Raw genomic sequence first — 23,657 nt, 5'->3', positions numbered from 1 at the left:
ACGGGGCTCGCCATGACGGGGCAAAATTCCGGGTCGCTGGCCTTACCCGCGGATCACGGCCTCAAGATCGATATCCGTGCCGTAGTCCCGCGAGAGCCGTGCATGGAACGAAGCCGCCGGCTCACGGCCAGTTTCGCGGAGTTCGTAAGCCTCCAGCGCACACTCGACGATATCCGCGATCGACCGCTTCTCACGACGTGCGAGACGATGGGCGATTTCCCGCGCTTTGGCACTGCGAACAGTCAGTCGAGGATCTGCCATCAGCCCCGCGCCACCGCGATCTTCCGCCGGATCTCGTCGGCGAAGGTCGCGGCCTGGATCGGCTTCTGGATGTAGGAGGAGCCGCCGGCGGTCAGCGCCTGGTCGATCAGGCTCATGTCGCGGGTGGCGCTGATCATCAGCACCGGCAGGTCGCGGTAGCCGGCATGGCCCCGGATCAGCGAGCACAGCTCGGTACCCGAGACCTCCGGCATGACGATGTCGATCAGCACGGCGTCGAAGTCCCGCGGCGGCTTGCCCTCGTCGTCGAGGTTGAGCGCGGTGATGGCCTCGGCCGCGCTGGCGCAGGTCTCGACCGTGGCGCCGTCGGCGCTCAGCATGGCCGCGGCGAATTCCAGGAACAGCTCGTCGTCATCGACGAGGAGGATCTTCATCGGGGTGGAGTGCGTGCTCAACGCTGTGCTGTCCGCCGGATCATGAGGACCGCTTCCGAGGATGACGCCGGCGGCTTCCGACATGTCGCATTTCCCGCTGCTGCTCCGCTCTCCGAAACCGGCATCCCTGCCCGCGCCGACGGCCGGCCCGTTCCGTCGGGCGACCAATTGCAGATGATCGACCTGCTGGCAATCGGGTTCCTGACGGTCGATGTGAACGTTACCATCGATCAGATCCCCGCGCTATGTGCCGCGATGGACGGTTTGCACCGCCACGGCCAAATCGTCGGCGGGCACTGCCTGGCCGAACAGGTAGCCCTGGCCCTGCTCGACACCCAGCCGCCGCAGGATGTCGCATTGGGCCTGGCTCTCGACATACTCGGCACAGAGCGAGACGCCGAAGGTCTCGGCGAAGCGGGCGATGCCGTCGATCAGCCTTTCACCGCGAGGATCGGTGGCCACGGTCTGCACGATCTCGCCGGAGATCTTGATGGCGGAGAAGGGCAGCCGTGACAGCACGACCAGATTGGCCTCGCCGCTGCCGAAATCATCGAGCTCGAAAGAGATGCCGAGCCCGACCATGCGCTCGGCCACCGCCTCGACCTCGGCGGGCATCCGGGTCAGGGCCCGTTCGACGATCTCGACCCGCAGCAGGCTCAGCGGCAGTCCCGCCTCGGCCATGCGGCCGAGCATGGCGGTGAACACGGCGTCGGACTGCATCACCGCGACCGGTATGTTGATCGAGATCGGCACCAGGGCATCCCGCGGCAGCCGGATCAGCGTGTCGGCCAGCGAGCGCAGCAGCCATTCGGTGTATTTCAGCGCCAGATCGGGGCGGCGCTCGACCCAGGGAATGAAATGGCTCGGCGACAGCACGCCGAGCGTGGGGTGGTTCCAGCGGGCCAGCGCCTCGAACCCGGTCACCCGGCCGCTGACGAGATTGACCCGCGGCTGGAACACCAGCCCGATCTGGCCTGACTCCAGCGCCGCCGGGATGTCGAATTCCACCGCCGAGATCGACATCGCGCGGCGCACCTCCGGCGTGGCGGCGGACGCGATGCCGGTGGCGGACCGCTTGGCGTAGTACATCGCCATGTCGGCCAGGCGCTTCAGCAGGGCGGGGTCGGATTCGTGGTCAGGGCAGGTGGCGATGCCGATGCTGCAATAGATCGGCAGCCGGTAGCCGCGCAGCATCGCCGGTTCCTTCAGCGCCCTGGTGATCCGTCCCGCGGCGGCCGTTGCCGTGCCGGCATCTGCGGTGACGATGACGGCGAATTCGTCGCCGCCCAGCCGGGCGACGAAGGCGTCGGTCGACAGGGCGCGGCGCAGCCGGCTACCGACGATGGCCAGCAGCAGGTCACCGAATTCGTGGCCGAGGGTATCGTTAACCCTCTTGAACTCGTCCAGGTCCATGAACAGGACCGAGACCGGGGACGCTGCATCGACCCCGCGGGCGAAGGTCTCGGCCAGCCGCTCCTCGAAGCACCGGCGGTTGGGCAGGCCGGTCAGCGGGTCGCGGTAGATCAGGTCCTGCACTTCGCGGTCGCGCCGGTCGCGCCGCAACGCCAAGGCGAACAGCCGGCCGATGGTCTGCCGCAGCGCGTCCGGCATCCCGTTCGGAGGGGACGGGCCGGCGAGCACCAGGGCGCCGGCAATCCGCCCATCGTCGTCGGTCAGCGGCTCGGCGATCACCGCCAAGGGTTTCTCGACCGGGCCGAGGGGGCCGGCGGCCGGCGCGTTGGTGAACACGGCGACGCCCGGCGGCGGGCCGGTGGGGCCGACGCGGATCGTTCCCAGCGCGTCCAGCGCCGGGCCCTGCAGCCCGCTCTGCGCCAGCAGGGACAGGCTGGCGCCGCTTTCGTCGAGTCGCAGGAAGGCGACGCCGGCAGATGTGTGCAGCCGACCTACCGTCCGTGACACGTCCTGCAGGATGGTCTCGATCGCATCGCCATCGACCAGGGCCTGGAGGGCGTCGCGTTCGAGCGCGACCAGCGAGGGAAAGGAGGAATGGTTCATAGAACTGGGGCGCTCGTCCCCGCAGACAGGGTGGTCGGCACCGTGCGGGGAAGCGGCGGGATGGTCGAAAATCTGCCGCTCATGACTTCCGCTTCTCCCGATCGGACGAATGGTCCGGCTGGGAATGCCGGCCCTCCGCCGATTAGAGCCGGAATCAAGCCGGAGGCGGAAGGCAATTTCAATATATACAATTTTAGTAAACTGCAATCTCTCTACTCAGTCCAGCCGAATGGCGCCGAGTCGCAAGGCCACCCGCTGTGCATTGACGAATCGAACGGCAGCCGCCAAAGGTGGACCTTCGGCATCCGGGGCCGCGACCGCCGCCGGCGGTTCGGGGTCGGCGATGGCGAGGGGACATGGGGAAGATCATGCGCAAACACGGGCGTCCGCGGCATCTCATCGGTTCGATCGCGGCGGCTGTCGCGATCCTCGGCGCCGCGGCATCGGCGCAGGCGGCCGGCAGCAAGCTGGTCTTCATCTCGCCCGACCCGCTCGGGGTGAACGACTTCCTGAAGCTCGGCCGCAAGGGGGCCGAGGCGGCGGCGGCCGCGATCGGCGGCGAGGCCAAGATCTACGAGAGCACCGACCCCGCCACCCGCCGCCAGAATGTCGAGGCGGCGGCACGCGAGGGTGCGGCGGTGGTGATCGTGATCGGCTTCGAGTTCGGCGACATCGTGCCGGATGCGGCGGCGAAGTTCCCGGACATCAAGTTCCTGATCGTCGACCAGTGCATCCAGAAGCCGATGCCGAATGTCTACTGCGCCGTGTTCCGCGAGCATGAGGGCGCCTACCTGGCCGGCGCCGAGGCGGCGCTGACCTCGGAAAGCGGCACCATCGGCTCGGTCGGTGCGCTCGACATTCCGTTCCTGCACCGCTTCACCGACGGCTTCGCCGCCGGCGCCAAGGCGGTGAACGACGAGATCGTGGTCAGCCCGACGGTCTGGGTCGGCGGCGACAACCCGTTCTCCGACCCGGTGCGGGCGCAGCAGCAGGCGGTGTCGCTGATCAGCGAGGGCGCCGACCGGGTGCTGGCCGCCACCTCCGGCGGCAATGGCGGCATCTTCAAGGCGGCCGAGGCGACGCCGGGCACCCTGACCTTCGGCGTCGACGTCAACCAGTGCCCGCTGGCGCCGGGCGTGGTCCTGGACAACATCGAGAAGAAGGTCGACGTCGCCCTGGTCGAGGCGGTCAAGGGCATCCTTGCCGGCACCCAGGCGCCGCTGACCTCCTATGGGGTGAAGGAAGGCGGCATCACCCTGACCGGCCTCGGCGACGACGTGGCCAATTCCAAATGTCTGATCGCCGAGCATCCCGACGTGATCACCAAGGTGCGGGAGCTGCGCGACGCCATCGCCGCCGGCACGGTGACGGTGGCCGATCCGCTGACGGCCGGCCAGTAGCCGCCCCCGGGGAGGGCGGGGTCGTGGCGTTCCTGGAGATGCGCGGCATCGTCAAGCGCTACCCCGGCGTGCTGGCCAACGACCGGGTCGACCTGGCGGTCGAGGCCGGCGAGATCCATGCGGTGATGGGCGAGAACGGGGCCGGCAAGTCGACCCTGATGGGCATCCTGTACGGGCTGGTGCAGCCGGATGAGGGCGAGATCGTGATCGACGGCCGGAAGCGGCCGTTCCGCTCGCCGATCGACGCCATCGCCGCCGGTCTTGGCATGGTGCACCAAGCCTTCAAGCTGTTCGACAGCCTGACGGTCTGGGAGAACGTGGCCTACCGGGCCGAGCCGCGGCGCGGGCCGTTCATCGACCGCGCCGCCGCCCGCCGGAAGGTGGCGGAGCTGGCGCGGCGTCACGGCCTGCCGATCGACCCCGACGCCCGGGTCGGCGCCCTGCCGGTCGGGGTCAAGCAGCGTATCGAGATCCTGAAGGCGCTGTACCGCGACGCGCGCATCCTGATCCTGGACGAGCCGACGGCGGTGCTGACCCCCGGCGAGCGCGACGGGCTGTTCCAGGTGATGCGCGGCCTGGCGGCGGACGGGCGCACCATCCTGTTCGTCACCCACAAGATCCATGAGGTGATGGCGGTGACCGATCGCATCACCGTGCTGCGCGACGGCCGGGTGGCCGACCGCATGGTCACGGCCGAGACCGACCCGCAGGCGATCATCCGGGCGATGACCGGCCGCAACGTCACCCTGAAGGTCGACAAGACCCCGGCCCGGCCGGGGCGGGCGCTGCTCGAGGTCGAGGACCTGACTCTGGCGGCGCCCGGCAAGCCGGCGGTCGACGGCGTCTCCTTCGCCGTGCGGGCGGGCGAGATCGTCGGCATCGCCGGCGTCGCCGGCAACGGCCAGACCGAGCTGATCGAGATCGTGGCGGGGCTGAGGGCCGCCGATGCCGGGGCGATCCGGGTCGACGGGCGCGACGTCACCGCCGCCGGGGTGGCCGGCCGCCGCGCCGCCGGCATCGCCTATGTGCCGGAGGACCGGGCCCACACCGGCACGGCGCTGCGCGCCAGCGCCACCGACACCCTGTCCATGGGCTTCCACCGGCGGCCGCCGCTGTCCCGCCGCGGCGTGCTCGACCGCGCGGCGATGCGGGACCGGGCGCGCGGCCTGATCGCCCGTTTCGGCATCAAGATTACGGGCGAGGGGACGGCGGTCGGCACCCTGTCCGGCGGCAATCTCCAGAAGGTGGTGGTGGCGCGCGAGCTGGACCATCAGGCGCCGGTGCTGATCGCCGAGCAGCCGACCCGCGGCGTCGATGTCGGCGCCATCGAGTTCATCCATGGGCGATTGGTGGCGGAGCGCGACCGCGGCCGCGCCGTGCTGCTGGTGTCGGCCGAGCTCGGCGAGATCCTCGCTCTCTCCGACCGGGTGCTGGTGATGTATGAGGGCCGGGTGATCGCCGAGGTGCCGGGCGCCGACGCCACCGAGACCAGCCTCGGCCTGCTGATGGCCGGGGTGGTGGGGCAGGCGGCATGAGGGGCGGCTTCGTTTTATTGCCTCTCCCGCTTGCGGGAGAGGTCGGAGACGCGAAGCGGCTCCGGGTGAGGGGAGTTTGTCGAGGCCTGGGCCAGCCCTCACCCGGTCTCGCTGACGCGAGCCCGACCTCTCCCGCCACGCGGGAGAGGCAATGCGAGAGATGCTCGGCTTTCTTGCATCGCGGCATCCCATGACCGTCGCCTCCGTCCTGCGCGGCGCTGCGACCTCCTCCGTGCTCTGGGCGATCCTCGGCGGGCTGGTGATCGGGGCGCTGATCACCCTGGCCGCCGGGCACGATCCGGTCGCGGTCTATGGCGAGATCCTGGCCGGCGCCGTGGTCGGGCCGAACCTGGCGGAAACCGTCGCCCGGGCCGTGCCGCTGGTCGGCATGACCCTGGTCGCGGCCATCCCGCTGCGCGGCGGCATGGTCAATCTCGGCGGCGACGGCCAGTTGGTGCTGGGCGGGCTGGTGGCGGCGGTGGTGGCGCTGTACCTGCCGGCCCCCGGCATGGTCCGGCTGGTCGCCGCGATCCTGGCCGCCATGGCCGTCTCCGGCGCCTATGCCGCGCTCGCCGCCTGGGGCGAGGTGCGGTTCGGCGTGCCGCTCTTGATCTCGACCCTGCTGCTCAGCTACCCGGCCCAGGGCGTCAGCTCCTACCTGGCGCGGTTCCCGCTGCGCGATCCGTCGACCGGCATGCCCGAGACCTACCGGGTCGAGGAGGCGGCGCGGCTGCCGGTGCTGGTGACGGGCACGCCGATCACCTGGGGCCTGGTCCTGCTGCTTCTGGTGATCGTCGCCGTGGTGTTCGTCGACCGGCGGGGCACTGCCGGCTACGAGCTGCGGCTGCGCGGCCTGAACCCGCGCTTCGTCGCCTATGGCGGGGTCGATCTCGGCCGCCAGACCGTGCGGACCCTGTTCGCCAGCGGTGCCGTGGCCGGGCTGGTCGGCGCCATGCTGGTGCTGGGCGACCAGTTCCGCTTCACCGACAACGCGCTGCTGTCGCCGGCCTACACCTGGTCCGGGCTGATGGCGGCGCTGCTGGCGATGGGCGAGCCGATCGGCGCGGTCTGCGCCGGGCTGTTCTTCGCCGCGCTGCAGACCGGCGGCTTCGCCATGGAGCGGGCGACCGAGGTGCCGCGGGTGCTGACCCTGGTGCTGCAGGCGGTGATCATCCTGCTGCTGGCCATGCGCCACGGCTTCAGGCGGTGACGGCGATGGACTGGCTGTCGCTGTTCAACGCCGTGCTGTTCGCCCAGACCATCCAGGCGGTGACGCCGATCCTGCTGGCCGCGCTGGCCGGGGTGCTGTGCGACCGTGCCGGCGTGTTCAACATCGCGCTGGAAGGCCAGATGCTGATCGGCGCCTTCGCCGCCATCGCCGGCACCTGGTATACGGGCAGCGTTGCCGGCGGCGTGGTCGTCGCCCTGGTCGGCACCATGGCGTTCTCGGCGATCCTGGCCTTCGGCTCGACCTGGTTCCGCGGCGACCCGATCGTCATCGGCATCGGCCTCAACCTGCTGGCCTCCGGCCTGACCGCCTTCCTGCTGCGCATCCTGTTCGGCGTCTCCGGCACCTTCACCGACCCGACGATGCAGGACCTGCCGCGCGTGGTGCTGCCGCGGATCGCTTCGGTGCCCTGGTTCAACCGCGTCTTCGGCAGCCACAGCGTGCTGACCTGGGCGGCCTGGATCCTGGTGGCGCTGATCGCCGTGTTCCTGTTCCGCACCATCTGGGGCCTGCGGCTGCGCGGCGTCGGCGAGCGGCCGGATGCGGCCGAGACGCTGGGCGCCGATGTCGCCCGCACCCGCATCGCCGCGGTGCTGGCCGGCGGCGCCCTGTGCGGCCTGGCCGGGGCGCAGCTGTCGCTCGGCAGCGTCACCCTGTTCGCCGAGGATATGAGCGCCGGGCGCGGCTGGATCGCGGTGGTGGCGGTGATGCTGGGCCGCGGCCATCCGGTCGGCGTCGCCCTGGCCTGCCTGCTGTTCGGCTTCGCCGACGCCGCCGGCCTCCGGCTGCAGGGCCGGGGGCTGCCGAACCAGCTCACCGATATGGCACCCTATGTCATCACCCTGGTCGCGCTGGTCATCGCCCGCGGGCGGCGCCGGCGTGGGGCCATGGCCTGAAAGCGAGGAGACGATGGAAGACCCCTATGTCCTGGCGGAAGCCGCCGCCGCGGCGCTGAAGCAGAAGCTCGGCGCCGACCACCACGCCGCGATCGTGCTCGGCTCCGGCTGGGGGCCGGCGGTGGACAGGATCGGCGAGACCGTGGCCGAGGTGCCCTTCGCCGAGATCCCCGGCTTCCCGCCGACCACCGTGCTCGGCCACAGGGGCGTGTTCCGCAGCGTCCGCGCCGGCGACCGGCGCATCCTGGTGATGGCCGGGCGGGTGCATCTCTATGAGGGCCACCCGCCGGCCAAGGTGGTGCACGGCGTGCGCAGCATGGTGCTGGCGGGGACGAAGATCATCGTCCTGACCAATGCCTGCGGCGGGCTGCGGCCGGGGATGAAGCCGGGCGAGCCGGTGCTGATCCGCGACCACATCAACTTCACCGGCGTGTCGCCGCTGTTCGGGCCGAACCCGGACCGGCTGGGGCCGCGCTTCGTCGACCTGACCGGCTGCTATTCGCCGCGGCTGCGGCAGGCGGCGCAGGCGCTGGACCCGGCGCTGACCGAGGGCGTCTATGTCGGCTTCCCCGGCCCGATGTTCGAGACGCCGGCGGAGATCCAGATGGTCGGCCGCTGGGGCGGCGACATGGTCGGCATGTCGACGGTGCTGGAGGCGATCGCCGCCCGCCATCTCGGCGCCGAGGTGCTGGGCCTGTCGCTGGTCACCAACCTCGCCGCCGGCCTGCCGGGCGCCGACCTCGACCACGAGCACATCCTGGATGTCGCCCGCGGCACGGCGGAGCGGATGGGCGGGCTGTTCCACGACCTGGTGCGGGCGATCTGAAGACCGCAGATGTTGGGTTCGCCGAAGGCGAACCCAACACTCTCGATACCCGAGAAGAAGATGTTGGGTTCGCTGCCGCGAACCCAACCTACGCGCTGACCGCACCGGCCAGGCGGTCAGTGGTTGTTGCGCGGCACGCCCATGGTCTGGGCGACGCGCTGGTACTTCAGCGCCGGCTTGAGCGCCATGCCTTCGGCCAACTGGTCGGTCATCCCGCGCTGGATCTCCTGCCACGGGGTCTGGCTGGCCGGATACTTGTAGCCACCCTGGGCCTCGAGCTCCGCCCGCCGGCGCGCCAGCTCCTCGTCGGAGATCAGGACGTTCACGCTGCGCTGGCGCAGATCGACCCGGATCTTGTCCCCGGTCTGCAGCAGGGCCAAGCCGCCGCCGGCCGCCGCCTCGGGCGAGGCGTTCAGGATCGAGGGCGAGCCCGAGGTGCCGGACTGCCGCCCGTCGCCGATGCAGGGCAGGGCATGGACGCCCCGCTGGATCAGGCGCGCCGGCGGCTGCATGTTCACCACCTCGGCGGCGCCGGGATAGCCGATCGGGCCGGTGCCGCGGATGACCAGGATCGAGAACTCGTCGATTTCGAGCGCCGGGTCCTCGATCCGGTGGTGGTAGTCCTCGGGCCCGTCGAAGACCACGGCCTTGCCGACGAAGGCGTCGGGATCCTGCGGGTTCGCCAGGTAGCGGTCCCGGAACTCCGGCGAGATCACGCTGGTCTTCATGATCGCGCTGTCGAACAGGTTGCCCTTGAGGTTCAGGAAGCCGGAATGGGCCTTCAGCGGCCGGTCGGCCGGGCGGATGACGTCGGGATTCAGGTTCTCGACGGCCCTGCAGTTGTCGCCGATGGCACGGCCGTTGACCGTGATCGCATCGGGATGCGGCAGCAGGCCGGCCTTCAGCAGCTCCGCCACCACGGCCGGCACGCCGCCCGCCTGATGGAAGTCCTCGCCGAGATAGGCGCCCGCTGGCTGCAGGTTGACCAGCAGCGGGATGTCGTGGCCGACCTTCTCCCAATCATCGTTGTCGAGCGGCACGCCGAGATGGCCGGCGATGGCGTTCAGATGAATGGGAGCATTGGTCGACCCGCCGATGGCGGAGTTGATCACGATCGCGTTCTCGAACGCCTCGCGCGTCATGATGTCGGACGGCTTCACGTCCTGCTCCACCATCTCGACGATGCGCTTGCCGGTCTCGTAGGCGATCTGGCCGCGCTCGCGATAGGGGGCGGGGATGGCGGCGGAGCCCGGCAGCTGCATGCCCAACGCCTCGGCCAGCGAATTCATGGTCGAGGCCGTGCCCATGGTGTTGCAGTAGCCGACCGACGGGGCCGAGGCGGCGACGATGTTCATGAACTCGTCATAGTCGATCTCGCCGGTCGCCAGCCGCTCGCGCGACCGCCAGACGATGGTGCCGGACCCGACCCGCTCGCCCTTGTGCCAGCCGTTCAGCATCGGGCCGACCGACAGGGCGATGGCCGGGATGTTGACCGTGGCGGCCGCCATCAGCAGCGCCGGCGTGGTCTTGTCGCAGCCGACGGTCAGCACGACGCCGTCGAGCGGATAGCCGTACAGCACCTCGACCAGCGAGAGATAGGTCAGGTTGCGGTCCAGCGTGGCCGACGGGCGCTTGCCGGTTTCCTGGATCGGATGGCAGGGGAACTCGAACGGCACGCCGCCGGCGGCGCGGATTCCGGCGCTGACCCGCTTCGCCAGCTCGATATGATGCCGGTTGCAGGGCGACAGGTCCGACCCGGTCTGGGCAATGCCGATCATCGGCTTGCCGGACTGGAGCTCCTCCCGCGTGATGCCGAAGTTCAGGTAGCGCTCGATATAGAGCGCAGTCATCCCCGGATCGTCCGGGTTGTCGAACCACTGCTGGGACCGCAGCGGTCTCGAACGGTCTTGGCCGGCCATCGTCTTCTTTCCTCCAAACGCCGCACTTTGCGTCGGCGCCCCACACCAAAGGCAAATTGTACGACGATATTAGGGCACCGGGAGGCCGTTCGGATAGAGGCGGATTTGTCGAGCCGCGTGCCCTGATCCCGCCATCTCCCGATGCTGTGCTGCGGCGAACGCGTCGGGAGGGCGAGCGATGATCGGTCGGCGGCAGATCCTGATCGGCATGGCCGGCATGTTGGCCGTCCGCACCGCCCGGGCCGAAGCGCCGGACTGGCCGCGGCGGCTGGCGGCGGCGGCCGAGGCCCAGATCGGCGTGACCGTGACTTACGACCCGGCCTATGCCCGTCTGGCCTATCCCGGCGGCGACGTGCCCCGCGACCGCGGCGTCTGCACCGATGTGGTGATCCGGGCCTATCGCGACGCCTTCGGCATCGACCTGCAGCGCCTGGTGCACGAGGACATGCGGGAGAACTTCTCCCGCTATCCCCGGTCCTGGGGGCTGTCGCGACCGGATCCCAACATCGACCACCGCCGGGTGCCGAACCTGCAGGCCTTCTTCCGCCGCCGCGGCCGGGCGCTGCCCGCCGAATCGCCGCAGGATTTCGCCGAGGGCGACCTGGTGACCCAGATGCTGCCGGGCAATCTGCCGCACATCGCCATCGCGACGGCCAAGATCGGCACCAGCGGGGCGCCGCTGGTGGTCCACAACATCGGCGGCGGGACCCGGCTGGAGGATCGGCTGCTCGACTTTCCGGTCACCGGCCGCTACCGCTTCATCACCGGCTAGGCCGGCGCGGATTCCACAGCAGGCAGACCCGGCATGAAGGCCGCCATCTTCGATCTCGACGGCACGCTGGTGGACAGCGCGCCGGACATCGCCCATGCGGTCAACCGCATGCTGGCCGACCGCGGCGCCCCGGCCCAGGAAGTGGCCTTCATCGAGACCCTGGTGGGGGAGGGGGCGCGCATGCTCGTGGTCAAGCTGCACCGCGCGCTGGGCCTGCCGGAAGAGGATGTCGACCGCGACACCCGGATCTATCTCGACCACTACGCCGCCCGGCCGGTGGCGGAGTCCCGGCTCTATGCCGATGCGGCGACGGCGCTGCCGGCGTTGAAGGCCGCGGGCATCCGGCTCGGAATCTGCACCAACAAGCCGCAGCGGCTGGCCGAGCAGGTGCTCGACCGGCTCGGGCTGCTGCAGCATCTGTCCGCGGTCGTCGGCGCCGACACCACGCCGCATGTGAAGCCGGACCCGCGGCCGCTGCTGCACACGCTCGAGGCGCTGGGCGTGGCGCCGGGCGAGACGGTCTATGTCGGCGACACCGGCATCGACCTGGCCTGCGCCCGGGCGGCCGGGGTGCCCTGCCGGATCGTCGACTGGGGCACCGGCCCGGCCGTGCCGGTCGAGGACTCGGCGCGGCTGGGCCGCTTCGCCGACCTGCTGCCGGCGTAGAGGGTCAGCGGGACAGCGCGAACCGCCCGCCGGTGGTGCGGCGGGCGAGGGACCGTTCGGCCAGGGCGCCGAACCCCAGGCCGATGGTGGTCCACAGCACCGCATGCATGCCCAGCGAGGCGATCCGGAACTGCCACAGCAGGTCGGCGGGGAAGCCCTCCGGCACCTCGTTCACCACCGGCAGGGCTAGTTGGGCGACGACGATGATGGCGATATAGACTGCCCCGGCGATCATGCCGGCCGCCCAGCCGCCATGGCGCCGGGCCAGGCCGAGGGCGAGGTTGACCGCCAGCACCAGGGCCGCGACCGAGATCGCCAGCATGATGAAGAACAGCGTCGTGCGCTCGCCGATCGTGTCCGGGTTGCCGACCGCGGGCGGGTTGCCTGGATATTTCAGCCCGGGCACCACCACCAGCGCGATGAAGGCGGCGAGCGCCAGCAGCGCCGCGGTGGCGCGGGCGTCGAGTCGGCCGACCCGGCCATAGGTGAAGGCGAAGACCAGAGCGAACAGCCCGCCGATGGCGGCGCCGTACACGACCGCACCGGTCGCCAGGCCCAGCCCGGCCTGGGTCTCGCGGCTGACCAGCTCGGGCTCCTCCGCCTCGGCGGTGGCCGAAGCCGCGGCGTCCCCATGCTCATGCGAATGGCCCAGCGTCCCTTCGAGGGCGATGGCCCGGTCCACCTGGGGTTCGCCGAAGATCCGGGCGAAGCCGAAGGCGAGCAGCCCCGCCAGCACGCCGACCAGCATGCCGCGCAGCAGAAGGCTCCCAACCATGGCGGTTGGCCTCAGTGGCAGGGGAAGCCGAGCAGATGGCGGCCGTCATGCACGAATTCATGCACATAGCTGCCGGAGAAGATCGCGGTCGCGCCCTGCTCGGCGCCGACGAAATACACCGCCAGCAGCAGGATCAGCCCGGCGAACACCGCCCAGGGCAGCACCTCGCCGACCGGAATCGGACCGACGGGAATGGAAATCGGACGGGCCGTGGCGGTGATGTCGGACATGATAGCGCTCCCCTGGGATTCGCGTCCCGTTGATATGCACCCGGGCCATGACGGGGTCTGACTTCCGGAACCGCGTCGGCGACGCCGTCCCGGTCACAGTGGCGCGACCGTGCCGGATTTGCACCGGCTTCCGCATCCATGGCGAACCGGCTGCAGCATGGGTCGCGGCCTGCTTTCTGTCAATCGAAGCCGCGGCCCGCCCTCGCGGCCCCGAGGCCGACCTGTGCCAAGGTCGAGGATCGCCCATCCTTTGATGTATCGGACTACCCGTCGGCACAATGGTGGGAGGCGGTTGCGATCCGCGATCCTCCATCTCGTTTCCGGGCGCGGCCATGAGGTGAAGGGGGATGCTCCTCGACCGAGACGGCGCTCGATATTCTGTCCGCGAGAGGTGAACCATGAAGATCGTCGTCATCGGCGGCAGCGGGCTCATCGGTTCGCGCGCCGTCGATCTTCTGCGCGCATCGGGCCACGATGTCCTCGCCGCCTCCCCCAGCACCGGCGTCAACACCCTGACCGGGGAGGGGCTTTCCGAAGCGCTCGACGGCGCCGGGGTGGTCGTCGACGTCGCCAATTCGCCTTCGTTCGAACCCCAGGCCGTGCTCGCGTTCTTCGAGACCACCGGCCGCAACCTCCTCGCCGCCGAACGCACGGCCGGCATCCGCCATCACGTGGCGCTCTCCATCGTCGGCACCGACCGGATGCCCGACAATGGCTATTTCCAGGCCAAGGTGGCGCAGGAGAGGCTGATCAAAGCGTCTGGTGTGCCCTACACAATCGTGCGTGCCACCCAGTTCATGGAATTCCTCGGCGCCATCGCCGCGTCGAGCGTCGTGGACGGGGTAATCCGCCTGCCGGGCGGTCTCTTCCAGCCCATCGCCGCCGCCGATGTCTCGGCCATCGTGGCGGAGACCGCGATCGCCGCGCCGCAGGACGGCACCTTCGAAATCGCCGGCCCCGACCGGGCCCCCTTCGACCGCATCATCGCCCGCTATCTCGATGCCGTCGGCGACACCCGTCCCGTCGTGAGAGATCCCCAGGCCCGCTATTTCGGCGGCACGGTCGAGGAGACCTCGCTGGTGCCGCTCGGCGAGGCACGGCTCGGCCGCATCTCGCTCGACGCGTGGCTGCGCGACCATCGCCCCGCCTGACACCGGCATCGCCCGTCAAGGACATCCCGCCATGAAACACACCATTCTCGCAGCGCTTCTGCTCGCGATCCCCGCGAGCTCGGCCTTCGCCGAAGGTTCGGGCTCCAAGAACGCCAGGGTAACACTGGTCTACGAGCACGCCTTGCCGAACGTGCCCGGCAAGAGCCTCAAGGGCGTTCTCGTCGAATACGGGCCGGGCGGCTACTCGCCCGCGCACACCCATCCCAGATCGGCGCTGATCTATGCCACCGTGCTGGAAGGCGCCGTCAAGATGCAGATCAACCAGGGGCCGGTGCGCATCTACAAGGCCGGCGAGAACTTCACCGAGATGCCGGGCGACCATCACGGCGTCAGCGCCAATGCCAGCGAGACGGAGCCGTCCAAACTCCTTGCGGTCTTCGTCGTCAACACCGACGAAACGGAGCTGGTGATACCGGACCCGAAATGAGCATTGCCGTGTGGTCGTATCCCTGCCGCGGCCGGTGACCCCATAGGATCGGCTGCGGTTGGTTTGGGCGGGATCGAGCGATCTGCTGCCGATCGCCCTCGGGCTGTGCTTTGCTGGCGGCGAGCACCACCGCCGCCGAACGGTCCCGCCGATGCCGACCCGCCTGACGCTGATCTGCCACGGCGCCACCGCCGCCACCCGGTCCGGGGCGTTTCCCGCCGACGAGCCTTTGGAGGAGCGCACTTTGGCGCGTGCGGCCACGCTGAAGCCGATGATCCGGCGGGCCGACCGGGCCTGGACCAGCCCGGCGCTGCGGGCGCGGCAGACGGCGGCGGCGCTCGGGCTCGATGCCGTGGCGGAGCCGACCCTGCGCGACGTCGATTCCGGGCGCTGGGCCGGGCGCCGGCTGGAGGAGATCCAGGCCGAGGAGCCGGACGGCGTCATCGCCTGGCTGGCCGATCCGGAGGCCACACCGCATGGCGGCGAGGCGCTGTCGGCGCTGCTGGGCCGGGCCGCGTCCTGGCTCGACGCCCGGGCCGGCGACGGCGGCCACGGCATCGCGGTGACCCATGCGTCGGTGATCCGGGCGGCGATCCTGCATGCGCTGGAAGCGCCGGCGTCGTCCTTCTGGCGCATCGACATCGCGCCGCTGAGCCTGGCCGAGCTGAGCCATGACGGGCGGCGCTGGGCCTGGCGGGCCTCGAGCCTGCCCTCCGCCGGCTGAGGGGGCTTGTCCCGCCGAGCGGCCGATCTCACTTTGGGGAGCAGATCGCGCTTGCGGCCGCGCCCGGCCGCCGGAGACATTCCATGGCCCTGAAGATCGATCCCTGGTCCTTTCCCGCCCCCGAGCTGGACGCCGAAGAGCAGGGCCGCCGCTCGATCGTGCTGGGCGGCGGCTGCTTCTGGTGCACCGAAGCGGTGTACAGCCAGCTCGACGGCGTGCTGTCGGTGCGGCCCGGCTATGCCGGCGGCACTCGCGAGACGGCAGATTACCGCACCGTCTGCACCGGCACCACCGACCACGCCGAGGTGATCGAGGTGGCCTACGATGCCGGCAAGATCAGCCTGGGCCAGATCCTCAAGCTGTTCTTCTCGATCGCGCATGACCCGACCCAGAAGGACCGCCAGGGCAACGATGTCGGCCGCCAGTACCGCTCGGCGATCTTCTACGCCGACGAGGAGCAGAAGCGGGTGGCCGAGGCCTATATCGCCCAGATCCAGCGGGACCGGCTGTTCGACACGCCGGTGGTGACCGAGGTGGTGCCGCTGGAGGCCTTCTACGAGGCCGAGGCGTACCATCACGACTACGCCGCCCGGAACCCGAACCAGCCCTATATCCGGGCGGTCTCGACTCCGAAGGTCGAGAAGCTGAAGGCGGTGCATGGCGACCTGCTGAAACCGGCGGCCAAGGCGGGCTGACGTCTCACACCCCGCAACGCGGGCACAGGTCGCGCAGCGGGCAGGCGCCGCAGGCCGGGGCGTGGGCGGTGCAGATGGTCTGGCCCAGCAGCTTCATCAGCCGGTGGAGCTCGGCCAGATCATCGGCGTCCCACGCATCCGGCAGCTGGCGCATCAGCTGCTCATAGCCGGCGTCGTAATCGGCATCGAGCGGCAGCAGCCCCAGCCGGCCGCCGAGCCGCAGCAGATGCGTGTCGACGACCAGGGCGCGCCTGCGCAGCGTGCTGAAGTTCAGCACCGCGGCGGCGATCTTCGACCCGACTCCGGGCAGGCGGCGCAGCCATTGCATCGCCGCCTCCTCGTCCAGATCGGCCAGATGGTCGAGGCCGAGGCGGCCGGTGCAGGCGACGATCATGCGCAGGGCCTGGGGCAGCTGTTCCGCCTTCGGCTCCGCCAGGTTCACCGGCCAGATGATGCGCAGGATCGCGCGGGGCGACGCCTCACCCAGCCCGTCCCAGGACGGGTAGCGCCGACGCAGCTCCCGGAAGATGCGGCGCGCGACCTCGTCCCGGGTCTTGGAGCCGAGCATGCTGCGGACCAGCTGGCTGACCGGGTCGCGGCGCCGGCCGTCGCGCCGCGGCCCGAGCCGGGCCAGCAGCCGGTCCCGGATCCGGGGCAGCAGCGGGCGGTCGTCGAGAGCGAGGGAAAGCTGCATCGCGGGTCACCGTCCCATGGCTCAATTATGATATGAACAAATAGGGAACATTGCAATTGGGAAGCGATGCCTTGGCCGGTTCCGATGCGCATGGGATAACCGGTCTCCCCTCCGAGCCGAGACCGACCATGCTTCGACCGCCCGCGCTGCCCGCCGACATCGCCGCCCTGGCGCCGACCGAGCGCAGCCGGCGCATGCTGGAGGCGGCGCTGGCCGGGGCGGAGGCGATCCGGGCCCTGCGGGCCTATGCCGGGCGCTGGGAGGGCGCGGCGCTGGAGCGCAAGGGCGCGCGCGACTTTGTCACCGCCGCCGACCGGCAGTCGGAGGCCGCGATCGCCGCGGCGCTGTCCGCCGCCTTCCCCGACCACGCCATCACCGGCGAGGAGGGCACGGCGATCCGGCGCGACGGGGCCGGCACCTTCCTGGTCGACCCGATCGACGGCACCACCAACTTCGCCTGGGGCATGCCGTTCTTCGGCATCGCCATCGCCCTGGTCGAAGGCGGCGAGACGGTGGCGGGCGTGGTGCTGGACCCCAGCCTGGGCGAGGCCTTCGTCGCCGAGCGCGGCCTCGGCGCCTTCCTGAACGGCCGGCAGCTTCGGATCGACCGCACGGTGGCGCCGGAGGAGGCGCTGGTCGGCGCCAGCCTGCCGATCCCCGGCCAGCTCCGCAGCATCGAGGTCGAGGCCTATCACCGGGCGCTGCGCCGGGTGATCGACCGCGCCGCCGGGGTGCGCCGGCTCGGCTCCGCCGCGCTCAGCCTGTGCTATGTCGCGGCCGGCCGGCACGACGCCTTCTTCGAGGATGGCCTGTCGCCGCTCGACTACGCCGCCGCGGTGCTGGTGCTGCGCGAGGCCGGCGGGGTCGCCACCGGCTTCGCCGGCGGCCCGATCCCGGCGACCGGGGCGGTGCTCGGCGCCAATGCCGGGCTTCACCCGTGGCTGGTCGGGCTGCTCGGCGGCAGCGACTGATCACCCGCGGCCACTGGCGGCGCGACGGCGGACGATCTCCTCGGCCTCGGCGGCGGCCTGCACCTCGCCGCGCCAGCGGGGCAGGGCGTGCGGATGCGCCTGCTGCAGCCAGGCGATCATCTTCTCGCGCACCTCGCAGCGCAGGTCGAAGGCGCGGCCGGAGTTGCGGGCGCTGACCAGTGTGCGAATCTCCATCACCTGCTCGCGGAAATCGGTGACCTGCAGCACCGCGACCTGGCCGTCCCACAGCGGCGAGGCCTTGGCGATTTCGTCCAGCTTGCGCCGCATCTCCGCCACCGGCGCGGTGTGGTCGACATAAAGGAAGACGCTGCCGATCAGGGCGGAGCCCTCGCGCGTCCAGTTCTGGAACGGCTGCTCGATGAAGTAGCTCAGCGGCAGCACCAGCCGGCGCCAGTCCCACAGCCGGACCACGACATAGGTCGAGGTGATCTCCTCGATATTGCCCCACTCATTCTCGACCAGGACAGCGTCGTCGATCCGGATCGGCTGGGTCATCGCCAGCTGGATGCCGGCGAAGATGTTCTTCAGTACCGGCTGCAGCGCCAGGCCGATGACCAGGCCGGCGGCGCCGGCGGAAGCCAGCAGGCTGATGCCGTATTGCCGCACCTCCTCGAAGGTCATCAGCGCGGCGGACAGGGCGACCATCACGATCAGCGTGGCCGCGACCCGGCGCAGGATCCGGGTCTGGGTGACGTGCTTGCGCGCCAGCAGATTGTCCTCGGCGTCCAGCGTGAAGCGGCGCAGATAGACGGTCATCCAGATGTGCAGCGCGGTCAGCGCCACCCAGCCGAGCAGCGCGATGAACGCCAGCAGCAGGACGTGGCGGACGATGGCGATCTGGGCGTCGGACAGTGGCGCCACGGCAGCCGCGGCCGAGATCGCCACGATCATTGCCGCCAGCCGCGTCGGCCCCTCGGTGCGCGACACCAGGGAGCGCCAGAACAGGTCCTTGTCGGCGACGATGCCGGTCGCGGTCCGGAACAGGATCTTGTGAGTGGCCCTGGCGATCACCACGGCCAGGGCCAGCAGGCCGGCGCTGATCGCCCAGGACGGCATCCAGGGCAGCTTGGCCTGGACCCAGTCCAGCCAGCGGTCGACGGTATCGGTCATTCGGCGGTCCCCGCGGGTGTCCCTCTGCATGGCAATGCAAAGGACCGCAGTCGGTTCCGCTAATACAAGGTTGGGTTCGCGGTTGCGCGAACCCAACCTACTCCAGGCTGGGTTTGAACATCGCTTCCAGCACGCCCGGCGCGTCGGTGGTGATCTGGTCGGCGCGCAGCGCCACCAGCCGGGCCAGCGACGCCGCGGCGTCGGGATGGTCCGGGTTCAGGGTCCAGGCGTCGACCGACTTGCCGGCGGCGTGGCAGGCGGCGATCAGGTCGACCCCCAGCGCGTCGGCGCGCAGCACGATCGGCCAGGACAGGTAGATCATCGCCGCCTCAGGCGCACGGTCCAGTGCCGCGGCGATGAAGCGCTCGGCATCCGCCGCGGTGACCAGGGTTCCCAGGGTGTCGTCGTCGCAGGGATCGAAGCCGAGACGCAGCACGGCCGCGCCCAGGCGGCGCACCGCCGTCCAGTCGCCACCGCTGAGGATGAAGCGGCCGGCCACCGGCGCCAGCACCGCCCGGAAGGCGTGGGCGCTGCGGCCGTCCAGCGTCGCATCCGCCTCCTTGAGGTCGAGCTGGACCAGGGTCGCAGGGTCGGCGCCGGCCGCGGCGAGCTCGGCCAGGTCTTCGAGCAACAGCAGCCGGTCCTCGGTGGGCATGCCGTCGCGGCCGCGCATCCGCAGATCCCGCAAGTCTTCCCGTGTCGCGAGCGCGACCGGGCCACTGCCCGTGGTCTCGCGGTCCAGCGTCTCGTCATGCAGGCAGGCGAAGCCGCCATCGGCGCGGCGGCGCAGATCGACCTCCATCGACGCGCCCAGCACCATGCCTTGGCGCAGCCGGGCCGGGGTGAAGGGGATATCCTCGGGCTGGCGCTGTAGCCGGTGCCATTTCAGCCGGGTGCGGTGGCCATTGGCGACGATCTCGATGCCGTCAGGCATGTGCCTGCTCCTGCGTGCGGACGGCCGGGTCGGCCAGGGTCAGGTGGCGGGCCGGCTCGCCCGGGCGGAACACGGCGCAGCGGGTCGGGCGCAGCGTCACCGCGGCGCCCTCGGCGATGCCGTCGGCGCGGCCGAGCTGCAGCTTGAGCGCGGCGCCGTTCCCGATGTCCACATCGGCCATCCGCACGGCACCCAGGTCGACCAGCCGGGCGACCCGGCCGGAGACGGCGTCCGGCGTGCCGGTTGGGACCGGCACCAGATCCTCCGGCCGCAGCGCCAGGGTGGCGGGGCCGTCCGGCAGGTCGCAGGGTGTCGCCAGGCCGTGCCAGCGCAGCCGCCCGGTCTCGACCCGCGCCTCGGCCAGGGTCATGGTGCCGATGAAGCCGGCGACGAACTCGGTCTCGGGCCGGGCATAGATCTCGCCGGGCCGCCCGACCTGCTCGATCCGCCCGTCCTTCATCACCACGATGCGGTCGGCCAGCGTCATCGCCTCCTCCTGGTCATGGGTGACGAAGACCGTGGTCAGGCCCAGGCGGCGCTGGATCGCCCGCACCTCCTCGCGCAGCCGGACCCGGAGATGGGCGTCGAGGGCGGAGAAGGGCTCGTCCATCAGCAGGGTCTTCGGCTCCAGCACGACGCAGCGGGCGATGGCGACGCGCTGCTGCTGGCCGCCCGACAGCTGGCCGGGATAGCGGCCGCCATAGCCGGACAGGCCGACGAGATCCAGCACGCCGTCGACCCGGCGGTCGACCTCGCCGCGCGACAGCGGCCGCAGCCGCAGGCCGAAGGCGATGTTGCGAGCCACGGTCATGTGCGGCCACAGCGCGTGGCTCTGGAACACCATGCCGGTCGGGCGGCGGTTCGGCGGCAGGGCGCCGATATCGGCGCCGTCGATCGCGACCCGGCCGTCGCTCGGCGTCTCGAAGCCGCCGATCATGCGCAGCACCGTCGACTTGCCGCAGCCGGAGGGGCCGAGCAGGCAGACCAGCTCGCCGTCGCCGATGGTCAGGGACACGCGGTCGACCGCGGCGGTCTCGCCGAAGCGCTTGGTCAGGCGGTCGAGCTGCAGCGTGGCCATGGGCTTCTTACGCTCCGAGCCCGCGCGCGATGGTGCGGGCGCTGAGGATGTTGCGCGCGAACAGCAGCGCGACGAAGGACGGGACCCACAGCAGCACGGACAGCACTGCGCCGTACTGGATCACCAACTGGTTGTTGATCAGCGAGATCATCAGAATCGGCATGGTGCGGACCGTCGGCGCGCCGATCAGCCAGGCGCCCTCGGTCTCGTAGAAGGTGCCGACGAAGCTGAGCAGCAGCGCGGCGGCGATGGCCGGGCCGGCCTGCGGCAGGGTGACGTGCCAGAAGGTGCGGAAGGGGCCTGCCCCCACGTCCCGCGCGGCCTCCTCCAGCCTTCGGTCGACGTTCTGGAAGGCGGCGACCGGGATCCAGATCATGAACAGCAGCGTGTTCAGCACCTGAATGATGGCGACGCCGGCGAAGGTGCCGACCAGGCCGAGCTGCAGGAAGATCGCGGCGATGGCGACGTAGAGGCCGAATTTCGGGAAGGCCTGGGTCGCCAGGAAGGACAGCAGGAGCAGCTGCTTGCCCGGGAAGTCGAGCCGGGCGAAGGCATAGGCGGCGGGCAGGCAGATCGCGGCCGAGACCGCGGTGACCACCATTGACAGGGCCAGCGAGGTGCGCAGCGCCGACCAGACGTCGGCCCGGGCCAGGGTCATGCCCCAGAAGCGGAAGCCCCATTGCGTCGGCAGGAGGGCCGGATAGCGCCAGGCCTCGGCGAAGGCCCACAGGAACACGGTGGCGATCGGCACGATGATCGCCACCCCCAGCACCGTCGCCAGCAGCGGGCCGGGCAGACGGGGGAGGAGGCTCCGGGCCATGGTCATGGTGCCCCCCGGGCGCGCGACTTCGAGATCGCGCGGACATACAGCACGCCGACCGCGGCGCAGATCAGGAAGGTGACGACGGCCTGGGTCTGGGCGGCGACCGGGTCACGCACATCGCCGAAGGTGCGTTGCATGTATACGCCCATCATCTCCGGCGAGGCGGGGCCTAGCAGATAGGGCAGGGTGAAGGCGCCGAAGATGTTCAGGAACTCGAGCGCGAAGGCGATCAGCAGCGAGTTGCGGATCAGCGGCAGGATGATGCTGATCAGGATCCGGAACGGCCCGGCGCCGACGTCGCGCGCGGCCTCGATCGCCGGCAGCGGCACCTGGGCCAGGCCGGACAGCAGCACCAGCAGGGTCAGAGGCACGCCCTCCCACACCAGCCCGATCACCGGGCCCCAGGGGCCGAGATAGGGCGAGACATAGCCGCCGATGCCGAAGGCGGCGAGGATCGTGGCCAGGAGGCCGTTCGGCCCGATCGAGCGGATCAGCGCATAGGCGACGATGATGCCGGGCACGAACAGCGGGAACACGGCGATGCCCTGCACCACCGCCGGCAGCCGCCCGCCGGCGAAGCGCAGATACAGCGCCAGCGGCAGGCACAGGGCGAGCAGCAGTGCCGTCGCCACCGCCGTGGTCCACAGGGTGAAGCCGAGGTTGCGGCGGCTCTGCGGGTCGGCGAAGAAGTCGGCATAGTTGGCCAGCGACAGCGCGCTGCGGCCATCGACCTCGACCCGAAGCGTGGTCAGGACCGCCGACAGCGCCGGCACCAGCACCAGCGCCACCACCAGCAGCACCGGCGCGGCCACCATCAGCAGGCCGAGGGCCTGCCGCCGCAGGATGGTCGCACGCAGGGACGGGGCGGGCAGGGACCCTTCGGTCACTTCGACCGGTCGATATTGGGGGCGACGTTGCGGTACCAGCCGTCATTCATCGCCGCCTCCCAGTCGCCGCCCGGATAGGTCGGGATCGAGGTCGGGATCACCGCGGCGAACTGCTCCTTCAGCTCGGCCGGCAGCTTGTCCCAGTCGACGCCGGGGAAGCCGCCAAGGTCCTTGACGACCGAGACCTGAATCTCGTCGGTCAGCAGGAAGTCGGCCAGGGCCAGGGCGGCGTCCTTGTGCGCCGCGTTGCTGGGCACGACCGCATCGGCGAAGCTGCCACACAAGGCCAGGTCCTGCAGCTGGAACAGCTTGACTGAGGGCGGCAGCACGCCCTGCGCGATGCCTTGCAGCGCCTGGTCCGACCAGGCCGGGATCATCGACACCGCGCCGCTGGCCAGCAGTTGCAGCGTCGGCGTGTTGCCGGCGGCGTAGGCGCCCTTCTCGTACAGCGACGGTGCCAGCTCGTTCAGGATGGTCCAGGCCTTGGGCAGCCGCTCCTCCGCCGCCTGCTTGGTGAAGCCGGCGACCGTGAACAGCGCCGGGTCGCGGCCATTGGCCTCGTGGATGGCGCGGACCACGAAGTTGCGGCCCGAGCCGCCCTTGTCCGGCCGCCCATAGATGAACTGGCCGGGATGGGCCTTGATCCAGGCGACCAGGTCGGGCCAGTCCTTCGGCAGCTCGGCCTCGGCCACCTTCTCCGAATCATAGGCCAGCACGACCTGGGAGCCGCGATAGGGCAGGCCGTAGGGCGTCTCGATCGCCAGCGGGTTGACGCGGCCATAGCTGGGGATGGTGCCGGCGTCGAGGCGGACCCACAGCCCGGCCCCGATGCCGTCCTTGGGCAGCCGCGGGTCGTGCTGCTCGAAGAAATCGACCTGCGGGTCGGCGCCCGCCTTCAGCGCGGCGAACGCCCGGTCGGCGATCGCCACGATGCCACCGCTGCCGGCGCCGCGCGAGATCACGATGTTGATCTCGAGGTCGGGATGCGCCGCCTCGAAGGCCGGCTTCAGGACATTGGTCCACCAGTCCGACACATTGGCGTCGCTGTTGGTGTAGACGTCGATCCGCGTCGCGGCGGCGTGGGCCCGGCGCTGCGGCACCAGGGCGACGGCACCGGCGGCGACGCCGGCCGATAGTATCTGACGGCGATTGAGCATGCTGCCCCCCGAAGACGATGGTTTGCGGGTGCTGCCTTAGTCTTACTG

The 23,657-nt window shown here is 70.6% G+C and carries 24 protein-coding genes and 1 riboswitch; of the genes, 12 read left to right on the top strand and 12 right to left on the bottom strand.

The window, feature by feature from the left end; all coding sequences use genetic code 11:
* Positions 1 to 260 precede the first annotated feature (260 nt).
* Complete coding sequence (locus tag AAHM41_RS26625; RefSeq protein WP_342239629.1) at positions 261 to 674, bottom strand: response regulator; 414 nt, start codon at positions 672 to 674, stop codon at positions 261 to 263.
* Positions 675 to 896: 222 nt separating this feature from the next.
* A complete protein-coding gene (locus tag AAHM41_RS26620; protein ID WP_342239628.1) occupies positions 897 to 2,669 on the bottom strand; it encodes a putative bifunctional diguanylate cyclase/phosphodiesterase in 1,773 nt (590 codons plus the stop codon).
* A gap of 368 nt (positions 2,670 to 3,037) precedes the next feature.
* On the opposite strand from AAHM41_RS26620, the gene AAHM41_RS26615 reads away from it, so the two are divergent.
* The 5 genes from AAHM41_RS26615 to AAHM41_RS26595 all read left to right on the top strand — a co-directional run bounded on the left by AAHM41_RS26615 (position 3,038) and on the right by AAHM41_RS26595 (position 8,554).
* The gene (locus AAHM41_RS26615) at positions 3,038 to 4,069 is read left to right on the top strand and encodes a BMP family ABC transporter substrate-binding protein (protein WP_342239627.1); all 1,032 of its coding nucleotides are present in this window, start codon (positions 3,038 to 3,040) and stop codon (positions 4,067 to 4,069) included.
* Positions 4,070 to 4,092: 23 nt separating this feature from the next.
* Positions 4,093 to 5,604 (top strand): ABC transporter ATP-binding protein, encoded by a 1,512-nt coding sequence (locus tag AAHM41_RS26610; protein WP_342239626.1) that lies wholly within the window; start codon positions 4,093 to 4,095, stop codon positions 5,602 to 5,604.
* 190 nt (positions 5,605 to 5,794) lie between these two features.
* Entirely contained in the window at positions 5,795 to 6,814 is a 1,020-nt protein-coding gene (locus AAHM41_RS26605; protein WP_342239625.1) for an ABC transporter permease, read from the top strand.
* 5 nt (positions 6,815 to 6,819) lie between these two features.
* Positions 6,820 to 7,728: an ABC transporter permease gene (locus AAHM41_RS26600; protein WP_342239624.1), complete on the top strand. Its 909-nt coding sequence runs from the start codon at positions 6,820 to 6,822 to the stop codon at positions 7,726 to 7,728.
* A gap of 13 nt (positions 7,729 to 7,741) precedes the next feature.
* Positions 7,742 to 8,554: a purine-nucleoside phosphorylase gene (locus AAHM41_RS26595; RefSeq protein WP_342239623.1), complete on the top strand. Its 813-nt coding sequence runs from the start codon at positions 7,742 to 7,744 to the stop codon at positions 8,552 to 8,554.
* Positions 8,555 to 8,670: 116 nt separating this feature from the next.
* On the opposite strand, the gene AAHM41_RS26590 is transcribed toward AAHM41_RS26595, so the two are convergent.
* Positions 8,671 to 10,473 (bottom strand): IlvD/Edd family dehydratase, encoded by a 1,803-nt coding sequence (locus AAHM41_RS26590; RefSeq protein WP_342239622.1) that lies wholly within the window; start codon positions 10,471 to 10,473, stop codon positions 8,671 to 8,673.
* A gap of 178 nt (positions 10,474 to 10,651) precedes the next feature.
* Here AAHM41_RS26590 and AAHM41_RS26585 point away from each other — a divergent pair, with 178 nt between their 5' ends.
* Entirely contained in the window at positions 10,652 to 11,245 is a 594-nt protein-coding gene (locus AAHM41_RS26585; RefSeq protein ID WP_342239621.1) for a DUF1287 domain-containing protein, read from the top strand.
* Positions 11,246 to 11,278: 33 nt separating this feature from the next.
* Positions 11,279 to 11,911: a phosphoglycolate phosphatase gene (gene gph, locus AAHM41_RS26580; protein ID WP_342239620.1), complete on the top strand. Its 633-nt coding sequence runs from the start codon at positions 11,279 to 11,281 to the stop codon at positions 11,909 to 11,911.
* 4 nt (positions 11,912 to 11,915) lie between these two features.
* Here the strand turns inward: gph and AAHM41_RS26575 are convergent, their stop codons facing one another.
* Together AAHM41_RS26575 and AAHM41_RS26570 are read right to left on the bottom strand one after the other, a co-directional pair.
* Positions 11,916 to 12,686 (bottom strand): CbtA family protein, encoded by a 771-nt coding sequence (locus AAHM41_RS26575; protein WP_342239619.1) that lies wholly within the window; start codon positions 12,684 to 12,686, stop codon positions 11,916 to 11,918.
* Positions 12,687 to 12,697: 11 nt separating this feature from the next.
* A complete protein-coding gene (locus AAHM41_RS26570) occupies positions 12,698 to 12,916 on the bottom strand; it encodes a CbtB domain-containing protein (RefSeq protein ID WP_342239618.1) in 219 nt (72 codons plus the stop codon).
* A 31-nt stretch (positions 12,917 to 12,947) separates the two neighbouring features.
* Positions 12,948 to 13,099, bottom strand: a riboswitch (cobalamin riboswitch).
* A 215-nt stretch (positions 13,100 to 13,314) separates the two neighbouring features.
* On the opposite strand from AAHM41_RS26570, the gene AAHM41_RS26565 reads away from it, so the two are divergent.
* The 4 genes from AAHM41_RS26565 to msrA all read left to right on the top strand — a co-directional run bounded on the left by AAHM41_RS26565 (position 13,315) and on the right by msrA (position 15,934).
* Positions 13,315 to 14,067 carry an SDR family oxidoreductase gene (locus AAHM41_RS26565; RefSeq protein ID WP_342239617.1) on the top strand — a complete coding sequence of 251 codons (753 nt, stop codon included), beginning with the start codon at positions 13,315 to 13,317 and terminating at the stop codon, positions 14,065 to 14,067.
* 31 nt (positions 14,068 to 14,098) lie between these two features.
* Positions 14,099 to 14,515 carry a cupin domain-containing protein gene (locus tag AAHM41_RS26560; RefSeq protein WP_342239616.1) on the top strand — a complete coding sequence of 139 codons (417 nt, stop codon included), beginning with the start codon at positions 14,099 to 14,101 and terminating at the stop codon, positions 14,513 to 14,515.
* 58 nt (positions 14,516 to 14,573) lie between these two features.
* Complete coding sequence (locus tag AAHM41_RS26555) at positions 14,574 to 15,239, top strand: histidine phosphatase family protein (RefSeq protein WP_342239615.1); 666 nt, start codon at positions 14,574 to 14,576, stop codon at positions 15,237 to 15,239.
* Positions 15,240 to 15,322: 83 nt separating this feature from the next.
* Positions 15,323 to 15,934 (top strand): peptide-methionine (S)-S-oxide reductase MsrA, encoded by a 612-nt coding sequence (gene msrA, locus AAHM41_RS26550; RefSeq protein ID WP_342239614.1) that lies wholly within the window; start codon positions 15,323 to 15,325, stop codon positions 15,932 to 15,934.
* A 4-nt stretch (positions 15,935 to 15,938) separates the two neighbouring features.
* On the opposite strand, the gene AAHM41_RS26545 is transcribed toward msrA, so the two are convergent.
* On the bottom strand, positions 15,939 to 16,628 hold the full coding sequence (locus AAHM41_RS26545) for an endonuclease III domain-containing protein (RefSeq protein WP_342239613.1): 690 nt from the start codon (positions 16,626 to 16,628) through the stop codon (positions 15,939 to 15,941).
* 128 nt (positions 16,629 to 16,756) lie between these two features.
* Here AAHM41_RS26545 and AAHM41_RS26540 point away from each other — a divergent pair, with 128 nt between their 5' ends.
* Positions 16,757 to 17,599: an inositol monophosphatase family protein gene (locus AAHM41_RS26540; protein WP_342239612.1), complete on the top strand. Its 843-nt coding sequence runs from the start codon at positions 16,757 to 16,759 to the stop codon at positions 17,597 to 17,599.
* On the opposite strand, the gene AAHM41_RS26535 is transcribed toward AAHM41_RS26540, so the two are convergent.
* From AAHM41_RS26535 to AAHM41_RS26510, 6 genes are all read right to left on the bottom strand, one after another.
* On the bottom strand, positions 17,600 to 18,730 hold the full coding sequence (locus AAHM41_RS26535) for a mechanosensitive ion channel family protein (RefSeq protein ID WP_342239611.1): 1,131 nt from the start codon (positions 18,728 to 18,730) through the stop codon (positions 17,600 to 17,602).
* A gap of 97 nt (positions 18,731 to 18,827) precedes the next feature.
* Positions 18,828 to 19,664, bottom strand: a complete 837-nt coding sequence (locus tag AAHM41_RS26530) for a glycerophosphodiester phosphodiesterase (protein ID WP_342239610.1) — start codon at positions 19,662 to 19,664, stop codon at positions 18,828 to 18,830.
* The gene (locus AAHM41_RS26525; protein WP_342239609.1) at positions 19,657 to 20,742 is read right to left on the bottom strand and encodes an ABC transporter ATP-binding protein; all 1,086 of its coding nucleotides are present in this window, start codon (positions 20,740 to 20,742) and stop codon (positions 19,657 to 19,659) included. Before AAHM41_RS26525 ends, AAHM41_RS26530 begins: the two co-directional genes overlap by 8 nt.
* A 7-nt stretch (positions 20,743 to 20,749) precedes the next feature.
* Entirely contained in the window at positions 20,750 to 21,568 is an 819-nt protein-coding gene (locus AAHM41_RS26520) for an ABC transporter permease (protein WP_342239608.1), read from the bottom strand.
* Entirely contained in the window at positions 21,565 to 22,452 is an 888-nt protein-coding gene (locus AAHM41_RS26515) for an ABC transporter permease subunit (protein WP_342239607.1), read from the bottom strand. Before AAHM41_RS26515 ends, AAHM41_RS26520 begins: the two co-directional genes overlap by 4 nt.
* Positions 22,449 to 23,609, bottom strand: a complete 1,161-nt coding sequence (locus tag AAHM41_RS26510) for an extracellular solute-binding protein (RefSeq protein ID WP_342239606.1) — start codon at positions 23,607 to 23,609, stop codon at positions 22,449 to 22,451. Before AAHM41_RS26510 ends, AAHM41_RS26515 begins: the two co-directional genes overlap by 4 nt.
* Positions 23,610 to 23,657: the final 48 nt, after the last annotated feature.

The sequence above is a fragment of the Inquilinus sp. OTU3971 genome (genome assembly GCF_038440215.1).
Note: the sequence above shows the minus strand (reverse complement) of the source record. Positions and strands in the feature narration are given on the sequence as shown.

Coding starts and splice junctions, on each gene's coding strand:
- AAHM41_RS26620 (WP_342239628.1), bottom strand. CDS start 2,669: ATGAACCATTCCTCCTTTCCCTCGCTGGTCGCGCTCGAACGCGACGCC.
- AAHM41_RS26615 (WP_342239627.1), top strand. CDS start 3,038: ATGCGCAAACACGGGCGTCCGCGGCATCTCATCGGTTCGATCGCGGCG.
- AAHM41_RS26605 (WP_342239625.1), top strand. CDS start 5,795: ATGACCGTCGCCTCCGTCCTGCGCGGCGCTGCGACCTCCTCCGTGCTC.
- AAHM41_RS26600 (WP_342239624.1), top strand. CDS start 6,820: ATGGACTGGCTGTCGCTGTTCAACGCCGTGCTGTTCGCCCAGACCATC.
- AAHM41_RS26595 (WP_342239623.1), top strand. CDS start 7,742: ATGGAAGACCCCTATGTCCTGGCGGAAGCCGCCGCCGCGGCGCTGAAG.
- AAHM41_RS26590 (WP_342239622.1), bottom strand. CDS start 10,473: ATGGCCGGCCAAGACCGTTCGAGACCGCTGCGGTCCCAGCAGTGGTTC.
- AAHM41_RS26585 (WP_342239621.1), top strand. CDS start 10,652: ATGATCGGTCGGCGGCAGATCCTGATCGGCATGGCCGGCATGTTGGCC.
- gph (WP_342239620.1), top strand. CDS start 11,279: ATGAAGGCCGCCATCTTCGATCTCGACGGCACGCTGGTGGACAGCGCG.
- AAHM41_RS26575 (WP_342239619.1), bottom strand. CDS start 12,686: ATGGTTGGGAGCCTTCTGCTGCGCGGCATGCTGGTCGGCGTGCTGGCG.
- AAHM41_RS26570 (WP_342239618.1), bottom strand. CDS start 12,916: ATGTCCGACATCACCGCCACGGCCCGTCCGATTTCCATTCCCGTCGGT.
- AAHM41_RS26565 (WP_342239617.1), top strand. CDS start 13,315: ATGAAGATCGTCGTCATCGGCGGCAGCGGGCTCATCGGTTCGCGCGCC.
- AAHM41_RS26560 (WP_342239616.1), top strand. CDS start 14,099: ATGAAACACACCATTCTCGCAGCGCTTCTGCTCGCGATCCCCGCGAGC.
- msrA (WP_342239614.1), top strand. CDS start 15,323: ATGGCCCTGAAGATCGATCCCTGGTCCTTTCCCGCCCCCGAGCTGGAC.
- AAHM41_RS26545 (WP_342239613.1), bottom strand. CDS start 16,628: ATGCAGCTTTCCCTCGCTCTCGACGACCGCCCGCTGCTGCCCCGGATC.
- AAHM41_RS26540 (WP_342239612.1), top strand. CDS start 16,757: ATGCTTCGACCGCCCGCGCTGCCCGCCGACATCGCCGCCCTGGCGCCG.
- AAHM41_RS26535 (WP_342239611.1), bottom strand. CDS start 18,730: ATGACCGATACCGTCGACCGCTGGCTGGACTGGGTCCAGGCCAAGCTG.
- AAHM41_RS26530 (WP_342239610.1), bottom strand. CDS start 19,664: ATGCCTGACGGCATCGAGATCGTCGCCAATGGCCACCGCACCCGGCTG.
- AAHM41_RS26525 (WP_342239609.1), bottom strand. CDS start 20,742: ATGGCCACGCTGCAGCTCGACCGCCTGACCAAGCGCTTCGGCGAGACC.
- AAHM41_RS26520 (WP_342239608.1), bottom strand. CDS start 21,568: ATGACCATGGCCCGGAGCCTCCTCCCCCGTCTGCCCGGCCCGCTGCTG.
- AAHM41_RS26510 (WP_342239606.1), bottom strand. CDS start 23,609: ATGCTCAATCGCCGTCAGATACTATCGGCCGGCGTCGCCGCCGGTGCC.